The following is an 18,184-nucleotide window of genomic DNA, read 5'->3' as shown; positions in this document are numbered from 1 at the left end:
GGATCCGAGCTCCCGGGCATGGGCCGACGCCCGGATCAGCGCTGTCTCAGCGCTTCTTGGCCTTCAGCGGCGCGATGCTTTGCTGGAGCTTGCGCCACTCGTCGGCTGCGCCGGGAGGCGGGGCCGCGGGCTTGGGCGGAGCGACGGGCGCCGACGGAGCGGGCGGTGTCAGCACCTCGCCGAGCAGATCCAGCAGCCGGGTGCGCGCTCGCTGCGGATGCCGACGGTAGTAGGTCAGCACCAGCCCCACGATGAAGCGTTCGTCGTCGTCCTGCGGCAGGCTGGGCGAGGGCTCTGGCGCGCCGACGGCCTGACCCGGGACGGGCAGGCCTGATAAAGCTCCGTTGCCCAGCGGGGTACCGATCAGGCCATGCTCCTGGTCCATCCAGCCTTGCGGCTTGTGGCTGAGCTGCTCGAACTGGCGGGCCAGACGCTCGCCGATCTGGCGCGACCGGCTCTTGATCTGGCTCCAGTAGCTGGGCTGGATCTGGAGGCGCTCGGCAAAGCGCCGCTCCAGGCCGCGCAGAGCGGCGGCGTCGGGGTGTTTGATCGTCGCGGCGACGAACTCGTCGAACAGGCGCATCGCATTGTCCAGACGGATCTGGGCGACGTCGCGGGGGGCGGAGCACATCCCGCAATGATAAAGCTTCGTTCACCCGCGCCCGGCCGGAAGTCACCCCCCGATCCGCCCGGCGCGCCCTGCCCATCGGCGTGGTAGCGCTACGGCGCGGGTGGGGCGCCCCTCACTCGTCGTCCTTCAGATGCCAGCCGGCGGCGAGCTGCGACTGCGTGTTCGGCGGCACCGCCTCGTAGTGGGACAGCACCATCGTGTAGCGGCCCTGGCCGCTGGTCATCGCGTTGAGCCGGTTCTGATACGCGCTCAGCTCCGCCAGCGGCGCCAGGCCCTCCACGCCGATCTGGCCCGGCATCGCGCTGCGGGTGCCCAGCACCTGGCCGCGCCGCGAGGCCAGGTCGCCGGTGATGTCGCCGGTGGCGTGCTCGGGCGCGCTGATCTCGACCTGCACGATGGGCTCCAGCACCACCGGCCGCGCCTCGCGCACCGCGGCCACCACGGCCTTGTGGCCCGCCGCGATGAAGGCCACCTCCTTCGAATCCACCGAATGGTGCTTGCCGTCGAAGACCGTGACCCGCAGGTCGACGACCGGATAGCCGGCCACGATGCCGCGTGCCAGCGCCTGGCGCACTCCCTTCTCGACGGCCGGCATGAACTGGCCCGGGATGGCGCCGCCCTTGACCTCGTCGACGAACTCGAAGCCCTCGCCGCGCGCCAGCGGCTCGACGCGCAGCCACACCTCGCCGAACTGGCCGGCGCCGCCGGTCTGCTTCTTGTGACGGGAATGGCCCTCCGCCTTCGCGGAGATGGTCTCGCGATAGGCGATGCGCGGCGGCTGGGTCTGGACCTCGAACTTGTAGGTCTCCTTGAGCCGGTCCAGCAGCACGCGCAGATGCAGCTCGCCCAGGCCGTAGACCAGCGTCTCCCCGCCTTGCGGGCTCAGCGCCGCCTGATCGCCGCCGCGCTCCAGGCGCAGGCAGGGATCCTCCTCGACCAGCCGCGTCAGCACCTCCCACAGGCGCTGCTCGTCGCCATGACGGCTGGGCTGGATCGCGATGCCGTGCACTGGCGTCGGCAGCGCGATGGGCGCGAGGTGCAGGTGCTCGTCCTCCTGCGCGTCATGCAGCACCGCGTCGAAATGCAGCTCCTCGAGCTTGGCCAGCGCGCACAGGTCGCCGGGCAAGGCCTGGTCGATCTCGACGTGCTCCTTGCCCTGCAGCATGAACAGGTGGGCGACGCGGACCGCCTTGCGCGCGTGGCCCACGTAGAGCGGCATGTTCTTCCTCAGCGTGCCCTGATGGACACGCAGCATCGCGAGCTTGCCGAGGTAGGGGTCGGACTGGACCTTGAAGACATGGGCCACCACGTGCTGCGCCGGGTCCATCGCGACGAGCAGCGGCTCGGCCTCGTCGCCCTCGCCGCGCAGGAACTGCGGCGGGTTGGCCTCGTAGGGATTGGGCAGCAGCTTCTCGATGACCTCCAGCAGCTCGGCCACGCCCGCGCCGGTGCGCGCCGACACGAAGCACACGGGGATCAGGTGCCCCTCGCGGAAGGCCTGCTCCAGCGGCGCATGCAGCTCGGTGGCGGGAACGTCGCCGTCATTGAGGTAGCGGTCGACGAAATCCGGATCGACCTCGACCACCTGCTCGACCAGCGCGCGATGGGCCGCCTCGACGGAGCCGAAGTCGCTGTCGCCTGAGCAGCCGAAGAAGCAGTCGGTGACGCGTCCGCCGCCCGCGGCGGGGAGATTGAGCGGGAGGCACTCGCGGCCGAAGGCGGTCTGCAGTTGCGCCAGCAGCGCCTGCGCGTCGACCCCGGGCGCGTCGATCTTGTTCACGACGATGAGCCGCGTCAGCCCGCGCCCGGCGGCCGCGTCCATCATGCGCTTGGCCATCAGCTCCAGGCCGGCCTGCGCGTTGACGACGACGACGGCCGATTCCACCGCCTCCAGCGCGGGCAGCGCCTGGCCGATGAAATCGGGCGCCCCGGGCGTGTCGACCAGGTGCACGCGCAGCCCGTCGTGAAGCAGGTGCATCAGCGAGGTCTGCAGCGAATGCAGCATCCGTTTCTCGAGCGGGTCGTGGTCGGAGACGGTGCTGCCCTTCTCGACGCTGCCGGCGCTCTTGAGCGCGCCGGCCTTGAGCAGCAGGGCCTCGGCCAGCGAGGTCTTGCCGGCGCCGGCCGGACCGACCAGGGCCAGGGTGCGGATCGCCGCGATGCCGGGATGCTCGGGCAGCGCGGCGCTGCCTGGGCTGCCGGCGGTGAGGCCTTCCGAGTCAGGGGTGGGACTGGGGCTCATGGCTCGCTCCTCGATGGAGAGTGGGACGTGGGTCTTGGAGCCGGACTGCGGCCAGCGTAGAGGAAGCGCCGGGCATGCACAAGCCAGGGGCATCGCGCGCTCGGCGCACATGCGGACGCCATCGGACACCTGCAGGCACGACCGGGGCGCTGCCGGCCCCACCGCCGCGGAGGGATCGCCGCGCGCCGCCACAGGCCCCGCCGAGGGCGCGAGCCCACCCGGCGGCCTAGACTCCGGCGCTTCTGCGATTCATCAGGGGAATGAACATGGGCGTGTCGGACTTGATCTCGAGCCTGGTCGTGGCGGTGGCAGCGACGGCCTGCGGTGGCGGCGTGTCGGCCGAGGCGGAGACGGCCCTGCCGACCCAGCCGGGCGGCGGCGCGGCCGCGCCCACGATGCAGACGCTGAACACGGGCCTGGACCGACCCTGGGGCCTGGCGCAGCTGCCGGACGGTCAGTTGCTGGTCACGCAGAAAGGCGGCGCGGTGGCGCGGCTCTCCGCCGACGGCAAGCTCCAGGCGACGCTCACCGGCGTGCCCAAGGTGCTGGACAGCGGGCAGGGCGGCCTGCTGGGGATCGCCATCGATCCGGACTTCACGCTGGCCGGCGCCAACTGGGTGTACCTGTCCTTTTCCGAGCCGGGCTCCGGCACTGACGCCGGCCGGGCCGGCACCAGCGTCGCGCGCGGCCGCCTGAGCGGCGACGCGCTGACCGACGTCCAGGTCATCTTCCGCCAGTCGCCGAAGGTCGAGAGCCCCGGCCACTACGGCTCGCGGCTGGTGTTCGCGCGCGACAAGACGCTCTACATCACGACGGGCGAGCGCATGAAAGGCGCGCCGGCGCAGGACCTGCAGCAGACGCTGGGCAAGGTGATCCGGGTGAACCGCGACGGCGGCATCCCGGCGGACAACCCGAAGTTCTCCAGCCCCGCGCTGCCCGGCATCTGGAGCTACGGCCATCGCAACATCCAGGGCGCGGCCCTGCATCCGACGACCGGCGAGCTCTGGATCACCGAGCACGGCCCGCAAGGCGGCGATGAGGTCAACATCGCGCGCGCCGGGCAGAACTACGGCTGGCCGGTGAAGAGCTACGGCTGCCCCTACGGCTCGCCGGTGGGCGAGGCCTGCCGCATCGGCGGCGGCACTCACGCGCCCACCTATGTGGAGCCGCTGACGACCTGGACGCCGCTGTCGATCGCGCCGTCCGGGCTGACCTTCTACACCGGCGACATGTTCCCGGAGTGGCGCGGTCAGCTGATCTCGGGCTCGCTTGCCGGAACCGCGCTGTGGCGGCTGACGCTGGACGGCGACAAGGTCACCGCGCGCGAGAAGATGTTCGGCGACCTGGGCGAGCGTTTCCGCGACGTCATCCAGGCCAGGGACGGCGCGCTGCTGATCGTCACCGACGGCGGCAAGCTGCTGCGCCTGGCGCGCTGAGGCCCTGAGCCCCTGAGCCCCTGAGCCCCTGAGCCGCCGTCGGCGTCGCGATCGCCGGCGGGGTCCCTGACACCCTGCGAGGGCAGGGCGACCTGCCCCGGCGCCGCGGGCTCGCGCCCGCGCCCGCTCAATCCAGCCGCTTCCAGTACAGCGCCGTCGCGCGCAGCTCGCCTTGCGGGCTGGTGGCGAAGAAGGGGATCTCCCCGGTGCGCTGGAAGCCCAGCGATGGATAGAGGGCCTCGGCATCGGACTGCGCCTCGGTGTCCAGCACCAGCAGCGTGAGGCCCGCCTCGCGCGCGGCCTGTTCCAAGGTGGTCATCAGCTGCACCGCGATGCCGCGCCGACGCGCGTCGCGATGCACCATCAGCTTCTGCACCTCGGCCCGATGCCGGCCATTGGGCTTGCCGCAGATCGACAGCTGCACCGTGCCGAGCACGGTCGCGCCCTCGCGCGCGATCCACAGGCGTTGCCGTGGACCGAGCGCGTCGAAGACCTCGTCCCAGTATTCCCGCATCTGCGGCTCGTCGACGTCCTCGAGGAAGCCGAGCGAGCCGCCGCCATCGATGACGTCGAAGAAGAGCTCGCCCAGCGCGGGCATCCAGTCGCGGTCGGTGCCGCGGAGTTCGATCAGATCCATGTGGTTTCCTGGGTGTCGGGCAGCGGAGTGGGCGCGACGATGCCCGGTCGCAGCGTCTTGCCGAGACAGATCGCGTCGTCGCGGTCGGCGTAGCCGCCGTAGTTGGGAATCTCCGAGTAGCCGTGCCGCCGGTAGAAGCCCAGCGCGCGCGCATTGACGCGGCGGGTCTCCAGCCAGAGCGCGCGATAGCCCATCGCGACGGCCTCGCGTTCCAGCGCCGCGAGCAGCGCGGCGCCGACGCCGCGCGTGCCCTCGCGGGCGTACATGCGCTTGAGCTCGGCCACCGGCGCTCCGCCGGCCTGCGCCAGCGGCCGCACCGCGCCGCAACCCAGCAAGGCGCCGTCCGCGCCCCGGGCGACGAGGAAGCGCGAGCGGCCCGCCGGCATCGACGCGGGGTCGAAGCTGCTCGCGCCGGAATCGCCGCTGAGCGACGACAACCGTTGGTCGAGCTGATGCATCAGAACGACCGCATCCGGATGGTCGATGGAGACGGCCTCCAGCAGCGGCACGTCGGAACACCCGTCGTCATGGTCAGGTGCGGGAATCTGTGGCATCGTTCAGTCCATTCTTCAACCAACGATCAAATGCTAACCAATGGTTAGAAAATCGACAAGCGGCGTGTCGACGCGAGCCCCCTCGGTGGATCCGCGGCCCAGCGGCCCCAAGGGCATGCACCGCGCCGCGGGCGTGGTGCAGGACGGCCCGGACGGCGGCGGCGAGGACCGCCCCGCCGCGAAGCCGCAGCCGCGCGTGCGGCAGAAGGTGGCCCGGCCGGACGGCCCGCTCAAGCGACAGGCGCAGCGCAAGGCGCTCGAGGCGGCGGGCAGCGAGGGCGTCGGCGGCCCGGACGTGCCGGGGGCGCCGGGCACCGCGTCACAGCAGCGTCGCGCGGCGCACAAGCAGGCGCTGGAGGCCGGCATCCTGGCCGCGGCGCGCGAGCTCTTCGCCGCGCGGGGCGCGGAGGCGCTGACGCTGCGCGAGGTGGGCGCGGCGGTGGGCTACTCGCACGCGACGCTCTACAGCTTCTTCCACGACAAGGGCGAGCTCCTGGCACGGCTGGCCGAGGACAGCCTGGCCACGCTGATGACGCGCCTGGCGGGCGCCGCCGACGGCGCGGAGGAGGGCGGTCAGCCGGCCGCCGTGGCGCGCGCCTTCGTGCAGTGGGGCCTGCAGCACCCGCACGACTACCGGCTGCTGATGCTGGACACGCCCGCGGCGCTGCGGGAAGCGGTGGTCGCGGGCCTGGACGCGCTCATCGCGCCCGCGGGATTGCCCAAGGCCCGGGCCGCCGCCTTGTGGGCGGGCCTGCACGGGCTGGTCATGCTGGAACTGGGCGGGCTGGCCGCGTTGGGCGGCGCGTCGCGCGCGCAGCGCCTCACGGCGCTGCTGGAGGGATTGGCGGTCTGATCGGACGTGCGGTCGACGGCGTCACGTCGCCTGGAATGGACGTCGGATCGGGAGGGCGCGTCTGCGCCGAATCTGCGCCGGATCGGCCCCGGCTCAGACCAGGAATCAGACCAGGAATCAGACCAGGTGCGGCAGCCGCTTCCAGTACAGCGCGGCGGCGCGCAACTGGCCCTCGGCGTCGTGGCAGTGGTCGGGGATGGCGCCGGCGCGCTGCCAGCCCAGATGCGCGAACACGGCCTCGGCCTGCGAATCGGCGCAGGTCTCGAGCTGGAGCAGGAAGCGGCCCTGCGTCGCCGCCGCGGTTTCCACGCGCGCCATCAGCTGACCGGCCACCCCGCGGCTGCGTTCCTGGCTGTGCACCATCAGCCGTTGCACTTCCCCACGGTGGTGCGCGTTGGCCAGCGGGCACAGCGACAGCTGGATCGCGCCCAGCAGGCGGCCCGGGCCTTCGGATTCGCAGGCGATCCACAGCGCATGGTGCTGGCCCAGGCGGGCGAACACGCCGTGCCAGTAGTCCAGCGCCTGGTAGCGCGACAGCGGCGCCAGGAAGCCCAGCGTCGCGCCTTGATGGACGTTGTCGATCAACAGGCTGGTCAGGGCCGGCAGCCACTGCAGGTCGCGCGAGGTGAGCTTGACGATCTCGATCGGCGCGCGCTGCAGCGATGGCGAAGCGGCGGCGTCGCTGGCGAGCGAGGTCAGGGCGCGCGGGGCGCGGGCGTGGATGGCCGTGGGGCTGAGGGCGACATGCATGAGCGGTGACTCCAGGTCTCGATACGACGGGTCTCGGTCGGCGGATGGGGTGCATCGCGACGGACGGGACCTGGAAAACCCTGACGCAAGCGGCGTGCCAGCCGACCCTTCCGGGCCTGGCGCCCCCCGATGTCTGTGCGATTGCCGCTCAAGCTCGGGCGACGGGCCTCGCGCGCGTGACGCCTGTCACGGCCGCGGGGAGGGGGCGGGCTCAGACGGTGGTCGCGGCGACGCTGAGTTCCGCCTCCAGACCTGGCTCGGCGCACAGCCGGCCCTTGCCCTGGCGCTTCGCGGCGTACAGCGCCGCCTCGGCGCGGTGCAGCAGGTCCTCGATGTTGCGGTCGCCGTTGCGCAGCTTGGCCCAGCCGGCGGAGTAGCCCAGCGTGAAACCGAGCTCGCGCGGCGCCAGCTCCAGCAGCGCGTCGCGCAGGCGCCGGTCCAGCGCCGGCGGACCCACCAGGTCGGACCGCGCCATCAGCACCGCGAAGCGCTGGCCGTCGATGCGGGCGACGACGTCGCCCAGCCGCTTCTGCTCGTCCAGGCAGCGGCCGAAGAGCGTGATGGCCTGGTCGCCCTTGAGCTCGCCATGGGTGGCGTTGATCGCCTTGGCGCCGTCCAGGTCCATCACCAGCAGCATCAGCGGCTCGGCGTAGCGGCGAGCCATCGAGATCATGTCCACCGAGCGCTGCTGGAAGGCGCGCCGGTTGGCCAGGCCGGTGGCGGCGTCGAGCTGGGTGAGGCGGCGCAGTTCCGCCTCGGTCTCGCCCCGCCAGGCGACCAGCACGGCGATCGCGGCCGTCAGCACGCAGATGTTGGCCATCACCGCGAAGCCCATGTTGAGCGGGTGCGGGGCGTCGAAGCGGGGCAGGTGGGCCGTGTCGAAACCGGCCAGGTAGGCGCGCGCCAGGTTGAGCAGCGCCAGCAGGCCCATGCTGACCACCAGCAGCAGCCGCCAGCGGAGGTTGCCGGACGGGCCGCGCTTCACCGGCTGCAGCAGGCTCGCGCACAGCGCCAGCATCTGCAGGCCGATGCAGCCGTTGGACCAGGCCAGGCGCAGGCCGTAGTTGTCCCAGCCCACGCCGTAGCCGACCATCACCAGCACCGGCATGCCCAGGTGGATCCAGCGCCCGAAGCGCCCGGGCACCCACTGGTCCGCGGCCAGCCACAGCAGCGAGACGCTGCCGCTGAGCAGCCCCAGCGCCACCGTCGACGTCAGCCGCATGCCCTCGGGGGGGAGCAGCAGCAAGGCCCAGCCGGCCGCCTGCGCCGCGGCGCAGAGCTGGGCCCGGCGCGCGCCCTGGCTGTCGCCCCAGCCCAGCAGCAGCGGCAACAGCAGCGCCAGCGCCAGGGACAGGATCAACATGAGGCTGAACAGCGTCGGTACGTCGAAGCGCATGGGGCTGGGCCCGTCGCGAGGACGGGCGTGAGCGGTCGGGACGAGCGATTGTGGCCGCGGACGCGGCCGTCGGGGTCGGTGCTTGCGAGGCCCTCGTCCCGGGGCATTCCGCCTCTGCCACCCATTGGGGGGACGGCGGGAGCGCTTAGAGTGGGCGCCCATGTCCCTTGCCACCTCCATGCTGCAGGCGCTGCTCTTCCCGACGCCGGACGGCACGGGCGCCTCCGCCGCCCATGCGCCCTTCGCCTATGCCGGCGGCTACGCGCCGCAGTGCGGCGGCATCCATGCCCTGCGTCGCGATGCCGAAGGTCGCGTGACGGCGACGCTCGCCGCCGAGCTGCCGGGCAGTCCCACCTGGCTGCACCTGACGCCGGACGGCCGTCGGCTCCATGCCTTGCTGGAGGACAGCCACGAGCTCGCCAGCTTCGACGTGCATCCGCTCGATGGCGGACTGACGCTGGTCGCGCGCCGCGCCAGTGGCGGCCAGCTGCCGGTGCATCTGGATTGGCGTGGCGACCACGCCTGGATCGCGCACTACGGCGACGGCCGCCTGTGCCGCGTGCCAGTGGACCAGGAAGGCGCCCTCGGCGCACCGGACCTGGTGCTGTCACCGCGGGACGGCGCGACCTCGCACACGCACATGGTGCGTCGCCACCCGCGACGCCCCCTGATGGTGGCGACCGACCTCGGCCAGGACCTGCTGCGCGTGTGGCGCCTGGACGGGCCCGGCACCGAAGACGGCACGCCGGTCGAGCTCGAGCCCCATCCGTTGCCGCCGGGCAGCGGCCCGCGCCACTTCGTCTTCGATCCCTACGACGACGACCAGCTCTACCTGCTCAACGAGGGCGCCAATGCGCTCGACTGGCTGGGCCTGGACGCGCAGGGGCGCGTGACGTCGCGTGACCGGCTCTCCAGCCTGCCCGCCAGCTTCGAAGGCCTGAGCTACGCCTCCGACCTGCTGATGGCGCCGGACGGACGACGCCTCTACGCGCTGAACCGGCTGCACGACGCCATCGCCGTGTTCTTCGTCGACGCGCGCTGCCGGCCGACCTGGGCCGGCGAGGTCTGGGCGCAGGGCAGCTATCCGCGCAGCGCCACCTTCAGTCCGGACGGCAGCCAGCTGTGGGTCTGCCTCCAGCGCAGCCACCAGATCTGCGTGTTCGAGCTCGGCGACGAAGGCGTCCCGCGCTTCGGACATCAGTTCATCGCGATGCCCGGCGCGGCCTGCGTGGTCTTCCGCTGAGCCCCTCTCGCTTCAACCCGATGCCGACGCTCCCCGCCAGGCACCCGCGCCGATCCCCGTGGCCGCGGTGATCCCGCGCGCCGGCGTTCAACCGAACTGCCGCCGATAGCGCGACGGCGCCGGCAGTCCCAGCAGCCGGAAGTGGCGCCGCATCGACTCGGGCGATCCGAAGCCCGCGAGCTCCGCGACCGACTCCATGTCCAGCGCCTCGCGCGTCTCCAGCAACTCCTTGGCGATGGCGACGCGCTCGCGCGTGAGCCATTCGAGCGGCGCCAGGCCGGTGGCGTCCTTGAAGCGCCGCTGCAGCGTGCGCGCGCTCATCGCGACGCGGTCGGCCATGGACGCGACGGTGTGGTCCTCGCGCGGATGGGCACGGAGCCAGTCCTGCAGCACGGCGATGGGGCTGGCGGATTCGGTCGGCATGGGCCTGGGGACGAACTGCGCCTGCCCGCCCTCGCGATGCGGCGACATCACCAGCCGCTGCGCCACCGCGTTGGCGACGCGCGGGCCGTGATCGCGCCGCACCAGATGCATCAGCATGTCCAGCCCGGCGGCCGATCCCGCCGAGGTGATGACCTGGCCCTCGTCGACATACAGCGCCGAGGGATCGACCGCGATGGCCGGGAACTCGCGCGCGAGGCGCTCCGCGTAGCGCCAATGCGTCGTCGCGCGATGCCCCTCGAGCAGCCCCGCATGCGCGAGCACGAACACGCCCGAGCAGATGGTGCACAGCCGCGCGCCGCGGGCATGGGCGGCGCGCAGGGCCCGCAGCAGCGGCTCGGGCGGGCGCTCGGCGGCGTCGCGCCAGCCGGGGATGACGATGATGTCGGCGCGCCGCAGCGTGGCCAGCGAATGCGGCGCCTCGATGCGCACGCCGCCGGTGCCGCGCAGCGGACCGGGCTCGGCGGCGCAGATCGCGTGCCGATACCAGGCGACGTCGAGTTCGGGCCGCTCGAGCGCGAAGAGCTCCACCGCGCAGCCGAACTCGAACATGCACAGCCGGTCGTAGGCGAGGATCGCCACCAGCGGCGGTTTCGCGTCGTCGGGACGTGGGGAGGGCTTGGCGCGCGGCATGGCGCGATCTTACCGATCGGCGTCATTCATGCCACTCGCGCGTCCCAGGTGCCAGCGGGACACTGTCGCCATCGATCCACCGCACGGGCCCGCCCCGGAAAGGAAGCGCCGATGTCTTCGCAGGTCTCCACCATCCCCGCCGCGCCGAGCGCGCAGGCGCTCGCCCACTTCGAGGAGGCCTTCGCCTTCGAGACCGACTGCTGGGACGTGCACGACGCGTTCGCCCGCGGCGTGGTCGACTTCGTCCTGCTGGACGTGCGCAGCCACGAGCTCCACGAGCGCGGCCACGTGCCGGGCGCCCTGAGCCTGCCGCACGGCAAGATCACCGAGGGCAAGATGGCCGCGTACCCGATGGACACGCTGTTCGTCGTCTACTGCGCGGGCCCGCACTGCAACGGCGCGCATCGCGGCGCGGTGCGCCTGGCCCGGCTGGGCCGGCCGGTCAAGCTGATGATCGGCGGGCTGACGGGGTGGATCGACGAGGGCTTTGAGGTCGCGACCGGCTCGTCGGCCTGAACGCCGCCCCTTCGTCACGGTATCCCCCTTTCATCCGCCACCAGGCGGATCGCCTCGACGCCGGAGGCTGTTAGGCTGCACGCCACGGTTCCGCTGTCCGGGATCGTCGCCACAGGGAGACGCGCAGTGAAGACCATCGACGAAATGTTGAACCTGGACCTGATCACGGTCGCTCAACACGAACAGATCGAGGCCTGGATCGCCCGCTCCCGCACGCCGGACCAGATCCTAAGCATGCCGGCCGAGCTCTGGCAGGCCGTGGAACGCGCCAGCGAGCAGATGGGGGTCGATGCCGACCTGTTGCGCCCGCCGGCGCTCGACGCGGCGGGCTGCGGCGCGGATTGACGGGCGCGCCGCAGGCTGGCGCTGTTCTCTTCGTCCATCGGAATCCGGAGCCGCAGGGCACGCCATTTGCCCGTATCCACGGTACGCAATCTATCGCGCGTTCGTCGCCATCGCTTCCGGTGGCTGGAGTGCTCTTGCCGTCGGAAGCCCGTGCGACGCCGATCGATCCAACATCGAAGAGGCCGACATGAGCACGTTCAATCTCAAGACAACCGCGGTGGTCGCCGTCGCGGCCGCCATGGCCGTGGGCTGCGCATCCGACCGGCATCAACGCCATGAGGACGCCCGCAATGCCGCGCTCGGCGCGGCCGGCGGTGCCGTCATCGGCGCCGTGACCGGCGGCGATGTGCTGACCGGGGCCGCCGTGGGCGCCGTCGCCGGCGCGCTGATCGGCCGCCTGGTCGTGGACGGCAAGGAGCGGCAGGTCTATTCCGACGGCCGAGGCGGCCGCTACTGGGTGGACAACGACGGCCGTCAGCACCCGGTGCGGTGAGCCCGAGGTCCGGGTTGGCGCGCCCGCGGTGCGCCGGCCATCGGCCCGCCCTAGCTTTCCCATGAGAAACGCCCGGCACAATCCGGGCGTCTCTCATTGTTCCTCGCGCCGATGACCGCCCCCCGTCCCGACTCCGACCTGCCGCAAGAACGCGGCGAGATCCTTGGCTATTCCCTGATCGCGATCCTCGCGGCGCTGACGCTGCTGGCGTTCCGCGCGCCCGCGTCGGAGAAGCCGCTGGTGATGGGGGCCTACCTGATCGCCTGGGGGCTGATGTTCCTGGGGAGCTACTTCCTCAGCCACAAGACCTTCTTCCTTCGCGGCCTGCGCTGGTTCTGCGTGAACTGGTCGGTCCCGGGCACGCCGAAGATGGCGTTCTTCTACTTCGCCGTGATGACGGTGATGGGCATCGTGTCCATCCTGTCGGGCCTGGGCTGGGTGTGAGCGTCCGGGCGGGCTCCCCCGGCGCGCCGCCTCACTTCACCGGAATCACCGTGCCGCGATCCACCGGGACCGCCGTGACGCTGTTCTGCGGCGAGCCCTCGATGACGCGGTCCGAGTAGGTCAGGTAGACCAGCGTGTTGCGCTTGGCGTCGACCATGCGCACCACGCGCAGCCGCTTGAAGACGAGCGACGAGCGTTCCGAGAACACCTCTTCCTGCTTGGGCAGGGGCTTGGGGAAGCTGATCGGGCCGACCGCGCGGCAGGCGATGGACGCCTCCGACTTGTCCTCCGCCAGACCCAGCCCGCCCTTGATGCCGCCGGTCTTGGCGCGCGACACGTAGCAGGTCACCCCCTGCACACCCGGGTCGTCGTAGGCGTCGACCACGATCTTGTGGTTCGGGCCGAAGAACTTGAACACCGTGCTCACGTCGCCGATCTCGTCGGCGCTCGCGCCCATGCAGGCGGTGGTGACCAGGGCCAGCAGCGCGGCGCCCAGCGACAGGCCGGCGACGCGGCGGACTCGGGACGGACGCTGATCGCGAGCGTCGGACAGGCGGGACTCATGCATGCTGGGGGCTCCTTTGGCCCGCCGTTGTAGCACGCGCCGCCCCGGTGAATTGCGACGGGATCCAGCGATCGCGCAGGTCCAGGAAGGGGCGCTCCACCACCCGGTACAGCAACCAGCCGCCGAGCAGGCAGGCCGGCGCGATCGCCGCCGCGGTCCAGCCGGACGCGCGGACGAATCCCCAGCCCACCAGGACCTTGGCCAGCGCGTAGGCGATGGGCTTGTGCGTCAGGTACAGCGCATAGGACCAGCGCGCCAGCGGCTCGGCGCCGGGGATCTCGACGCGTGCCAGCACGCCGCGCGGCGCCTGCGCGGCCAGCACCAGCAGGGCGAAGCTCCACGCGAGCGCGCTGTAGCCCCAGGCGCTCATCGCGTGACCATAGCCGTAGCCATCGATGTAGTAGCCGTGCAGCATCGCCGTCAGCATGCCCAGCACGGCCGTCGCGCCGAGGGCGAGCAACCGCCGGGGGCGGTCCATCAGGGCCGCCCACGCGCGCGGGTGTCCGTGCTTGAGCAGCGCGACCGCGACACCGGGCAGGAACTCGTCCAGCCGCGCGAGGCTGCCGTAGTACAGGTGGGGGTAGTAGCCGGCGCTCGGATCCAGCGTGCCGTACAGCCGCCAGAGGTGGTCGCGCCACACGACCGCCGCCAGCGTCAGCACGCCGATCAGCGACCAGGCCAGCGCCCGGCGGTGCTGCCTCAGCGACGCGCCCAGCAGCAGCACCGCGGGGAGCATCAGATAGAACTGCTCCTCGATGCACAACGACCAGGCGTGCGAGAACGCCGTGCCGGGCACCAGCGCGATGTTCTGCGTGAAGGTCAGGAAGCGCCACAGCGGCGGCGGCTCGCGGCCGCCCATCACCTGCGGGAAGAGCCAGTACAGCGCCAGCACCACGTAGAAGTTGGGCAGCGTGCGCAGCAGGCGCCGGCCGTAGAAGCGCGGCAGCGACAGCTGCTCGCCGCGCCGCATGCCGCCCATCAGCTGGTTGGCGATCAGGTAGCCGCTGAGGACGAAGAACAGGTCCACGCCCGCCCAGCCGATGTCGCTGAGCCAGCCGAAGGTGGGGCGGCCGCTGACGAAGACCTGGTAGTGATAGGCGAAGACCAGCAGGATGGCGGCCGCGCGCAGCGCGTCCAGGCCGTGCAGGCGCGGGGAGCCCGGAGCGGGCAGGGCGGGGGAGGTCATGCGGGCGTCCGGCCTCGAGGCCGTGTTGTGGTGAGCGGCGGCGATTCTCGGCGCGAGCCGGGACGACGCCGCGCATCGTGCGACGAAATCGCGCCGGTCGCGACGAGCCGCCGCGGGCGGTCGCGTTACGCGCGTTACGCGGGCCGTCGCCTGCCACCTGCCACCTGCCACCTGCCACCCGCCACCTCCGATCCCCGAGATCCGCGGTCCGCAGTCCGCAGTCCGCAGACCGCAGTCCGTGATTCGTGATTCGTGATTCGTGATTCGTGATTCGCGTCCGCCGCGATGCCCGGGATCAGGCGCGATGCCGCTCGCGGCTGTCGGCGGGCGCCTCGTCGCGCGCGGTCAGGCCGTAGTCGCGCATCACCGACGCGACCCGCAGCCGGTAGTCGGCGAAGACGCCCGCGCGACCTTCCGACTGGGCCTCCCGATGCGCCTCCAGTCGGCGCCACGCGAGCACGGCCTCCTCGTCCCGCCAGAAGGAGAGCGAGAGCAGCTTGGTCGGATCGGTCAGGCTCTGGAAGCGCTCGATGCTGAGGAAGCCGTCGATCCGCTCCAGCAGCGGCTTCAGTGCCGCGGCGAGTTCCAGATAGCGGTCGCGCCCGTCGGCGCTGGGAATGACTTCGAAGATGACGGCGATCATGGCGAGGGCTCCTGGTTCTGATCCGGAAACTGCGGGATGTCCATGTTGGCGAGCGTGAGCGGCGCACCGGGGGCGGGGAGGCGGAGATCGGCTTGCTCCGACAGCCACGTCAGCGCCGCGACCAGCGTGCCGAGGGTCAGGCCTTGCCCCGGGCAGCGATGCGCGCCGTCTCCGAAGGGGTGGTCGGTACCCGCGAGCGGCACCAGCACCACGTCGCCGTTCGGATCGACCCGACGCGTGTTGCGCACCGCGCCGCCCTCGCGGGCGATGGTGAGCAGCTCGTCGCGAGCGAGCGCGCGCCGCGTCTCCCGCATCCGCAACAGCGCGTGGCCGAGCAGCGCGGCGCCCGCTTCGTGGCTCTGCCAGATCAGCGCGAGCCGGTTGGCGGCGAAGGTCGCGCGGTCGCTCCAGCGCGAGGGCGCCGCGTGGCGCAGCAAGGTCCATTGCAGCGGCGCGTCGGGCGCGCGTTGCTCCGCCTCATCGAGTGCGTCGAGCAAGGCCGTCGCCGCTTCGCCGGCGGTCTTCACGGCGGCTTGGTCCGCCGTCGCGGCCAGGCCGGCCGCCATCGCGCGCAGCCGCCCGTGCAAGCGCCGTTGTGCGTCGAGGTCCGTCATCGGCAAGCCGAGCAGGCTGGCCACGGTCGCGGCAGGCACGGCCCAGGACCAGTGCGACCAGCCACCGCGCATCGCGATCGCGGCCTGGCGCCGCGCGTGGCTGCGGATCTCGTCCTCGGACAGCGCCTGCAGCGCGCGTGTCAGCGCGGCCTTCTCCGGCGCGTGCGCGGCGTCGTCGCGCTGCCGTAGCCAGCGGGCGAAGAGGTCGGCGAGCGGCCCGCCATGCGCGCGCAGGGGCGGCGGCAGCGGCTCGCCGAGCGGCCGCATGCGCAGGTCGGGGTCGAGCAGCGGCGGCAGGGACGATGGGCGCCCGGCGACCGCGGCACGCTCCGCCGGGTCGGCTGGGAGCGGATGAGTCGACGCATCCGAACGAGCCGAACGAGCCGAACGAGCCGAATCATCCGAATGAGCCGAGTGATCTGGACGATCCGGATCGATCGCGGGTCCAGGGAAGGGGCAGGAACTCATGGCGGTGGGCGCTTGTGGCGCGGTGCGTTGGCGGCTCGGACGGCGGGGCCGTCTGAAGCGGAAGGCGGGGACGGGACGGTCCTCGATACGGGGATCTTCGCGGTGGTCCGCCGGGAACGCTTCGCTTAGCATCGAAACATGATTGCCGTCCCCACCGCCGACGAGGCGCTGGCCCATGTCGCCGCCAGCATGGCCGAGCCGGTCCGCGCCCGCATGCTCTGCTGCCTGATGGACGGCCACGCCCGCACGGCCACCGAGCTCGCCGCCGTCGGGGAGGTCGCCGCGTCGACCGCCAGCGCGCATCTGGCCAAGCTGCTCGCGCAGGGGCTGGTCGGCTGCATGGCGCAGGGCAAGCACCGCTACTACCGGCTCGCCGGCGCGGAGGTCGGACAGGCGCTGGAGGCGATGCTGGTCCTCGCCGGTCAGCCGCGTCCGCGCTTCGAGCCCAGCACGCCGCCCGCGCTGCGCCAGGCGCGGCGCTGCTACGACCATCTCGCCGGCCATTGGGGCGTGCGGCTGCACGACCTCGCGCTGGGCCGCGCATGGATCGGGCTGGACGCGACGGAGCCGCGCGGCTATCACGTGACCGACGAGGGCCTGGACGCGCTGCGCGGGCTGGGCGTGGACGTGGACGCGGCCACCGGCGCGCGTCGCCGCAAGCTCGCCTGCGCCTGCATGGACTGGAGCGAGCGTCGCCCGCACCTGGGAGGCGCGCTCGGCGCCGCCTGGCTGCAGGCGATGCTGGCGCAGGGCTGGCTGGACCCGGATCCCGACAGCCGCGCGCTGCGAGTGACGCGGCGCGGACTCACCCGACTGGAACGACTGCTGGAGGACACGACGACATGAGCACAGCGATCCGCGTGGGCATCGGCGGCTGGAACTTCGAGCCCTGGCGCGAGACCTTCTATCCCAGGGACCTGCCCGCTTCGCGCGAGCTGGAGTACGCCAGCAGCAAGCTGACCGCCATCGAGGTCAACGGGACCTACTACAGCACGATGACGCCGAAGACCTTCGCCAAATGGCGGGACACGGCGCCGGACGGCTTCAAGTTCTCGCTCAAGGCCAACCGCTTCGCGACCAACCGGCGCGTGCTGGCCGAGGCCGGCGAGTCGGTGCAGCGCTTCATCGGCAGCGGCGTGGCGGAGCTGGGACCCAAGCTGGGACCCATCGTCTGGCAGTTCGCGCCGACCAAGCGTTTCGACGCGGCCGACTTCGGCGCCTTCCTGAAGCTGCTCCCCGCGAGCAGCGACGGCGTGACGCTGCGCCATGCGCTCGACGTGCGGCACCAGAGCTTCCGCGATCCGGCCTTCCTGGCGATGGCGCGCGATCACGGCGCGGGCGTCGTCTTCACCGAGTCCGACGACTACCCGGCGCTGCCCGACCTCACCGCCGACTTCGTCTACACGCGGGTGATGCGCACGAGGTCCGAGCTGGCGACCGGCGTGACCGACGAGGAGCTCGACGGCCTGGCCGCCTGCGCGACGCGCTGGCAGTCGGGCGGCCAGCCGGACCGGCTGCCCCTGATCGAGCCGCAACGCGCGCCGGAGCGGCGCGGCCGCGACGTGTTCGTGTTCTTCATCAGCGGCGCCAAGGAGCGCGCGCCCGCCGCGGCGATGGCGCTGATCGACCGCCTGAGCTGAGCCGCCGCTCCGGGCCGCTGTCATCTGCGCGGCAGCGCGGCGCGCGCGTCTCTCCTAGAGTCGCCGGCATCCTGGGAGATCCCGCATGCCGTCACTCGTCGCTCCGCTTTCCGCCACCGTGCAGCATTGGCTCGTCGCGCCGGGCGACCTCGTCCGGCGCGGGCAGCCCGTCGTGCGGCTCGAGGCGATGAAGATGGAGCACGAGCTGTCGGCTCCCGCCGACGGCCGCGTGGCCGAGTGCTTCGTCGGCGAGGGCGAACTCGTCCAGGAAGGCGACGCGCTGATGGCGTGGACGCCGGTGACGTCGATGGGAGCGATGCGTCCGTCGGTCGACGCGCCCTCGACCGATGCCGCGCCCGATCCCGCGACCACGACCACGACCACGACCACGACCACGAGCACGAGCACGAGCACGAGCACGAGCACGAGCACGAGCACGAGCACGAGCACCCGC

The 18,184-nt window shown here is 72.1% G+C and carries 21 protein-coding genes; 10 read left to right on the top strand and 11 right to left on the bottom strand.

Annotated elements, in window-relative coordinates; all coding sequences use genetic code 11:
• Positions 1–46: 46 nt before the first annotated feature.
• Together MCHT01_RS24335 and fusA are read right to left on the bottom strand one after the other, a co-directional pair.
• A complete protein-coding gene (locus MCHT01_RS24335) occupies positions 47–631 on the bottom strand; it encodes a hypothetical protein (protein WP_084453320.1) in 585 nt (194 codons plus the stop codon).
• Positions 632–743: 112 nt separating this feature from the next.
• A complete protein-coding gene (gene fusA / locus MCHT01_RS24330; RefSeq protein ID WP_084453319.1) occupies positions 744–2,873 on the bottom strand; it encodes an elongation factor G in 2,130 nt (709 codons plus the stop codon).
• Between the two features lie 266 nt (positions 2,874–3,139).
• Between fusA and MCHT01_RS24325 the strand changes: the two genes are divergently transcribed.
• Entirely contained in the window at positions 3,140–4,309 is a 1,170-nt protein-coding gene (locus MCHT01_RS24325; protein ID WP_067070053.1) for a PQQ-dependent sugar dehydrogenase, read from the top strand.
• Between the two features lie 127 nt (positions 4,310–4,436).
• Here the strand turns inward: MCHT01_RS24325 and MCHT01_RS24320 are convergent, their stop codons facing one another.
• A complete protein-coding gene (locus MCHT01_RS24320) occupies positions 4,437–4,946 on the bottom strand; it encodes a GNAT family N-acetyltransferase (protein WP_067070023.1) in 510 nt (169 codons plus the stop codon).
• Positions 4,937–5,500: a GNAT family N-acetyltransferase gene (locus MCHT01_RS24315; protein ID WP_084453318.1), complete on the bottom strand. Its 564-nt coding sequence runs from the start codon at positions 5,498–5,500 to the stop codon at positions 4,937–4,939. The genes MCHT01_RS24320 and MCHT01_RS24315 overlap by 10 nt, the downstream gene beginning before the upstream one ends.
• A 64-nt stretch (positions 5,501–5,564) precedes the next feature.
• Between MCHT01_RS24315 and MCHT01_RS24310 the strand changes: the two genes are divergently transcribed.
• The gene (locus MCHT01_RS24310) at positions 5,565–6,353 is read left to right on the top strand and encodes a TetR/AcrR family transcriptional regulator (protein ID WP_169806202.1); all 789 of its coding nucleotides are present in this window, start codon (positions 5,565–5,567) and stop codon (positions 6,351–6,353) included.
• Positions 6,354–6,470: 117 nt separating this feature from the next.
• On the opposite strand, the gene MCHT01_RS24305 is transcribed toward MCHT01_RS24310, so the two are convergent.
• Positions 6,471–7,103, bottom strand: a complete 633-nt coding sequence (locus MCHT01_RS24305) for a GNAT family N-acetyltransferase (protein ID WP_067070017.1) — start codon at positions 7,101–7,103, stop codon at positions 6,471–6,473.
• Positions 7,104–7,314: 211 nt separating this feature from the next.
• Positions 7,315–8,499, bottom strand: a complete 1,185-nt coding sequence (locus MCHT01_RS24300; RefSeq protein ID WP_067070014.1) for a GGDEF domain-containing protein — start codon at positions 8,497–8,499, stop codon at positions 7,315–7,317.
• Positions 8,500–8,659: 160 nt separating this feature from the next.
• Between MCHT01_RS24300 and MCHT01_RS24295 the strand changes: the two genes are divergently transcribed.
• Positions 8,660–9,742 carry a lactonase family protein gene (locus MCHT01_RS24295; protein WP_067070012.1) on the top strand — a complete coding sequence of 361 codons (1,083 nt, stop codon included), beginning with the start codon at positions 8,660–8,662 and terminating at the stop codon, positions 9,740–9,742.
• Positions 9,743–9,829: 87 nt separating this feature from the next.
• On the opposite strand, the gene ftrA is transcribed toward MCHT01_RS24295, so the two are convergent.
• Positions 9,830–10,816, bottom strand: a complete 987-nt coding sequence (gene ftrA, locus MCHT01_RS24290) for a transcriptional regulator FtrA (RefSeq protein WP_067070010.1) — start codon at positions 10,814–10,816, stop codon at positions 9,830–9,832.
• Between the two features lie 111 nt (positions 10,817–10,927).
• On the opposite strand from ftrA, the gene MCHT01_RS24285 reads away from it, so the two are divergent.
• The 4 genes from MCHT01_RS24285 to MCHT01_RS24270 all read left to right on the top strand — a co-directional run bounded on the left by MCHT01_RS24285 (position 10,928) and on the right by MCHT01_RS24270 (position 12,614).
• Positions 10,928–11,332 carry a rhodanese-like domain-containing protein gene (locus MCHT01_RS24285; protein ID WP_067070007.1) on the top strand — a complete coding sequence of 135 codons (405 nt, stop codon included), beginning with the start codon at positions 10,928–10,930 and terminating at the stop codon, positions 11,330–11,332.
• A 126-nt stretch (positions 11,333–11,458) separates the two neighbouring features.
• On the top strand, positions 11,459–11,677 hold the full coding sequence (locus MCHT01_RS24280) for a hypothetical protein (RefSeq protein ID WP_067070004.1): 219 nt from the start codon (positions 11,459–11,461) through the stop codon (positions 11,675–11,677).
• A gap of 187 nt (positions 11,678–11,864) precedes the next feature.
• Positions 11,865–12,170 carry a YMGG-like glycine zipper-containing protein gene (locus MCHT01_RS24275; protein WP_067070001.1) on the top strand — a complete coding sequence of 102 codons (306 nt, stop codon included), beginning with the start codon at positions 11,865–11,867 and terminating at the stop codon, positions 12,168–12,170.
• 111 nt (positions 12,171–12,281) lie between these two features.
• Complete coding sequence (locus MCHT01_RS24270; RefSeq protein WP_148661701.1) at positions 12,282–12,614, top strand: hypothetical protein; 333 nt, start codon at positions 12,282–12,284, stop codon at positions 12,612–12,614.
• A gap of 31 nt (positions 12,615–12,645) precedes the next feature.
• On the opposite strand, the gene MCHT01_RS24265 is transcribed toward MCHT01_RS24270, so the two are convergent.
• The 4 genes from MCHT01_RS24265 to MCHT01_RS24250 all read right to left on the bottom strand — a co-directional run bounded on the left by MCHT01_RS24265 (position 12,646) and on the right by MCHT01_RS24250 (position 16,090).
• Complete coding sequence (locus tag MCHT01_RS24265; RefSeq protein WP_067070047.1) at positions 12,646–13,071, bottom strand: CreA family protein; 426 nt, start codon at positions 13,069–13,071, stop codon at positions 12,646–12,648.
• Between the two features lie 103 nt (positions 13,072–13,174).
• Positions 13,175–14,365 (bottom strand): acyltransferase family protein, encoded by a 1,191-nt coding sequence (locus tag MCHT01_RS24260; protein ID WP_067069994.1) that lies wholly within the window; start codon positions 14,363–14,365, stop codon positions 13,175–13,177.
• 295 nt (positions 14,366–14,660) lie between these two features.
• On the bottom strand, positions 14,661–15,008 hold the full coding sequence (locus MCHT01_RS24255) for an antibiotic biosynthesis monooxygenase family protein (RefSeq protein WP_067069991.1): 348 nt from the start codon (positions 15,006–15,008) through the stop codon (positions 14,661–14,663).
• Positions 15,005–16,090: a hypothetical protein gene (locus MCHT01_RS24250; protein ID WP_218017943.1), complete on the bottom strand. Its 1,086-nt coding sequence runs from the start codon at positions 16,088–16,090 to the stop codon at positions 15,005–15,007. The genes MCHT01_RS24255 and MCHT01_RS24250 overlap by 4 nt, the downstream gene beginning before the upstream one ends.
• 138 nt (positions 16,091–16,228) lie before the next feature.
• Between MCHT01_RS24250 and MCHT01_RS24245 the strand changes: the two genes are divergently transcribed.
• From MCHT01_RS24245 to MCHT01_RS27085, 3 genes are all read left to right on the top strand, one after another.
• The gene (locus MCHT01_RS24245) at positions 16,229–16,936 is read left to right on the top strand and encodes an ArsR/SmtB family transcription factor (RefSeq protein WP_067069984.1); all 708 of its coding nucleotides are present in this window, start codon (positions 16,229–16,231) and stop codon (positions 16,934–16,936) included.
• Positions 16,933–17,730, top strand: a complete 798-nt coding sequence (locus MCHT01_RS24240) for a DUF72 domain-containing protein (RefSeq protein ID WP_067069981.1) — start codon at positions 16,933–16,935, stop codon at positions 17,728–17,730. Before MCHT01_RS24245 ends, MCHT01_RS24240 begins: the two co-directional genes overlap by 4 nt.
• 85 nt (positions 17,731–17,815) lie before the next feature.
• Positions 17,816–18,184: acyl-CoA carboxylase biotin carboxyl carrier protein subunit (locus MCHT01_RS27085; RefSeq protein WP_148661700.1), on the top strand; the 369-nt coding region annotated here is incomplete at its 3' end.

It is taken from the genome of Mitsuaria chitosanitabida ATCC BAA-476 = NBRC 102408, assembly GCF_001598255.1.
In the GTDB taxonomy this organism is placed as follows: Bacteria; Pseudomonadota; Gammaproteobacteria; order Burkholderiales; family Burkholderiaceae_C; genus Roseateles; species Roseateles chitosanitabidus.
Note: the sequence above shows the minus strand (reverse complement) of the source record. Positions and strands in the feature narration are given on the sequence as shown.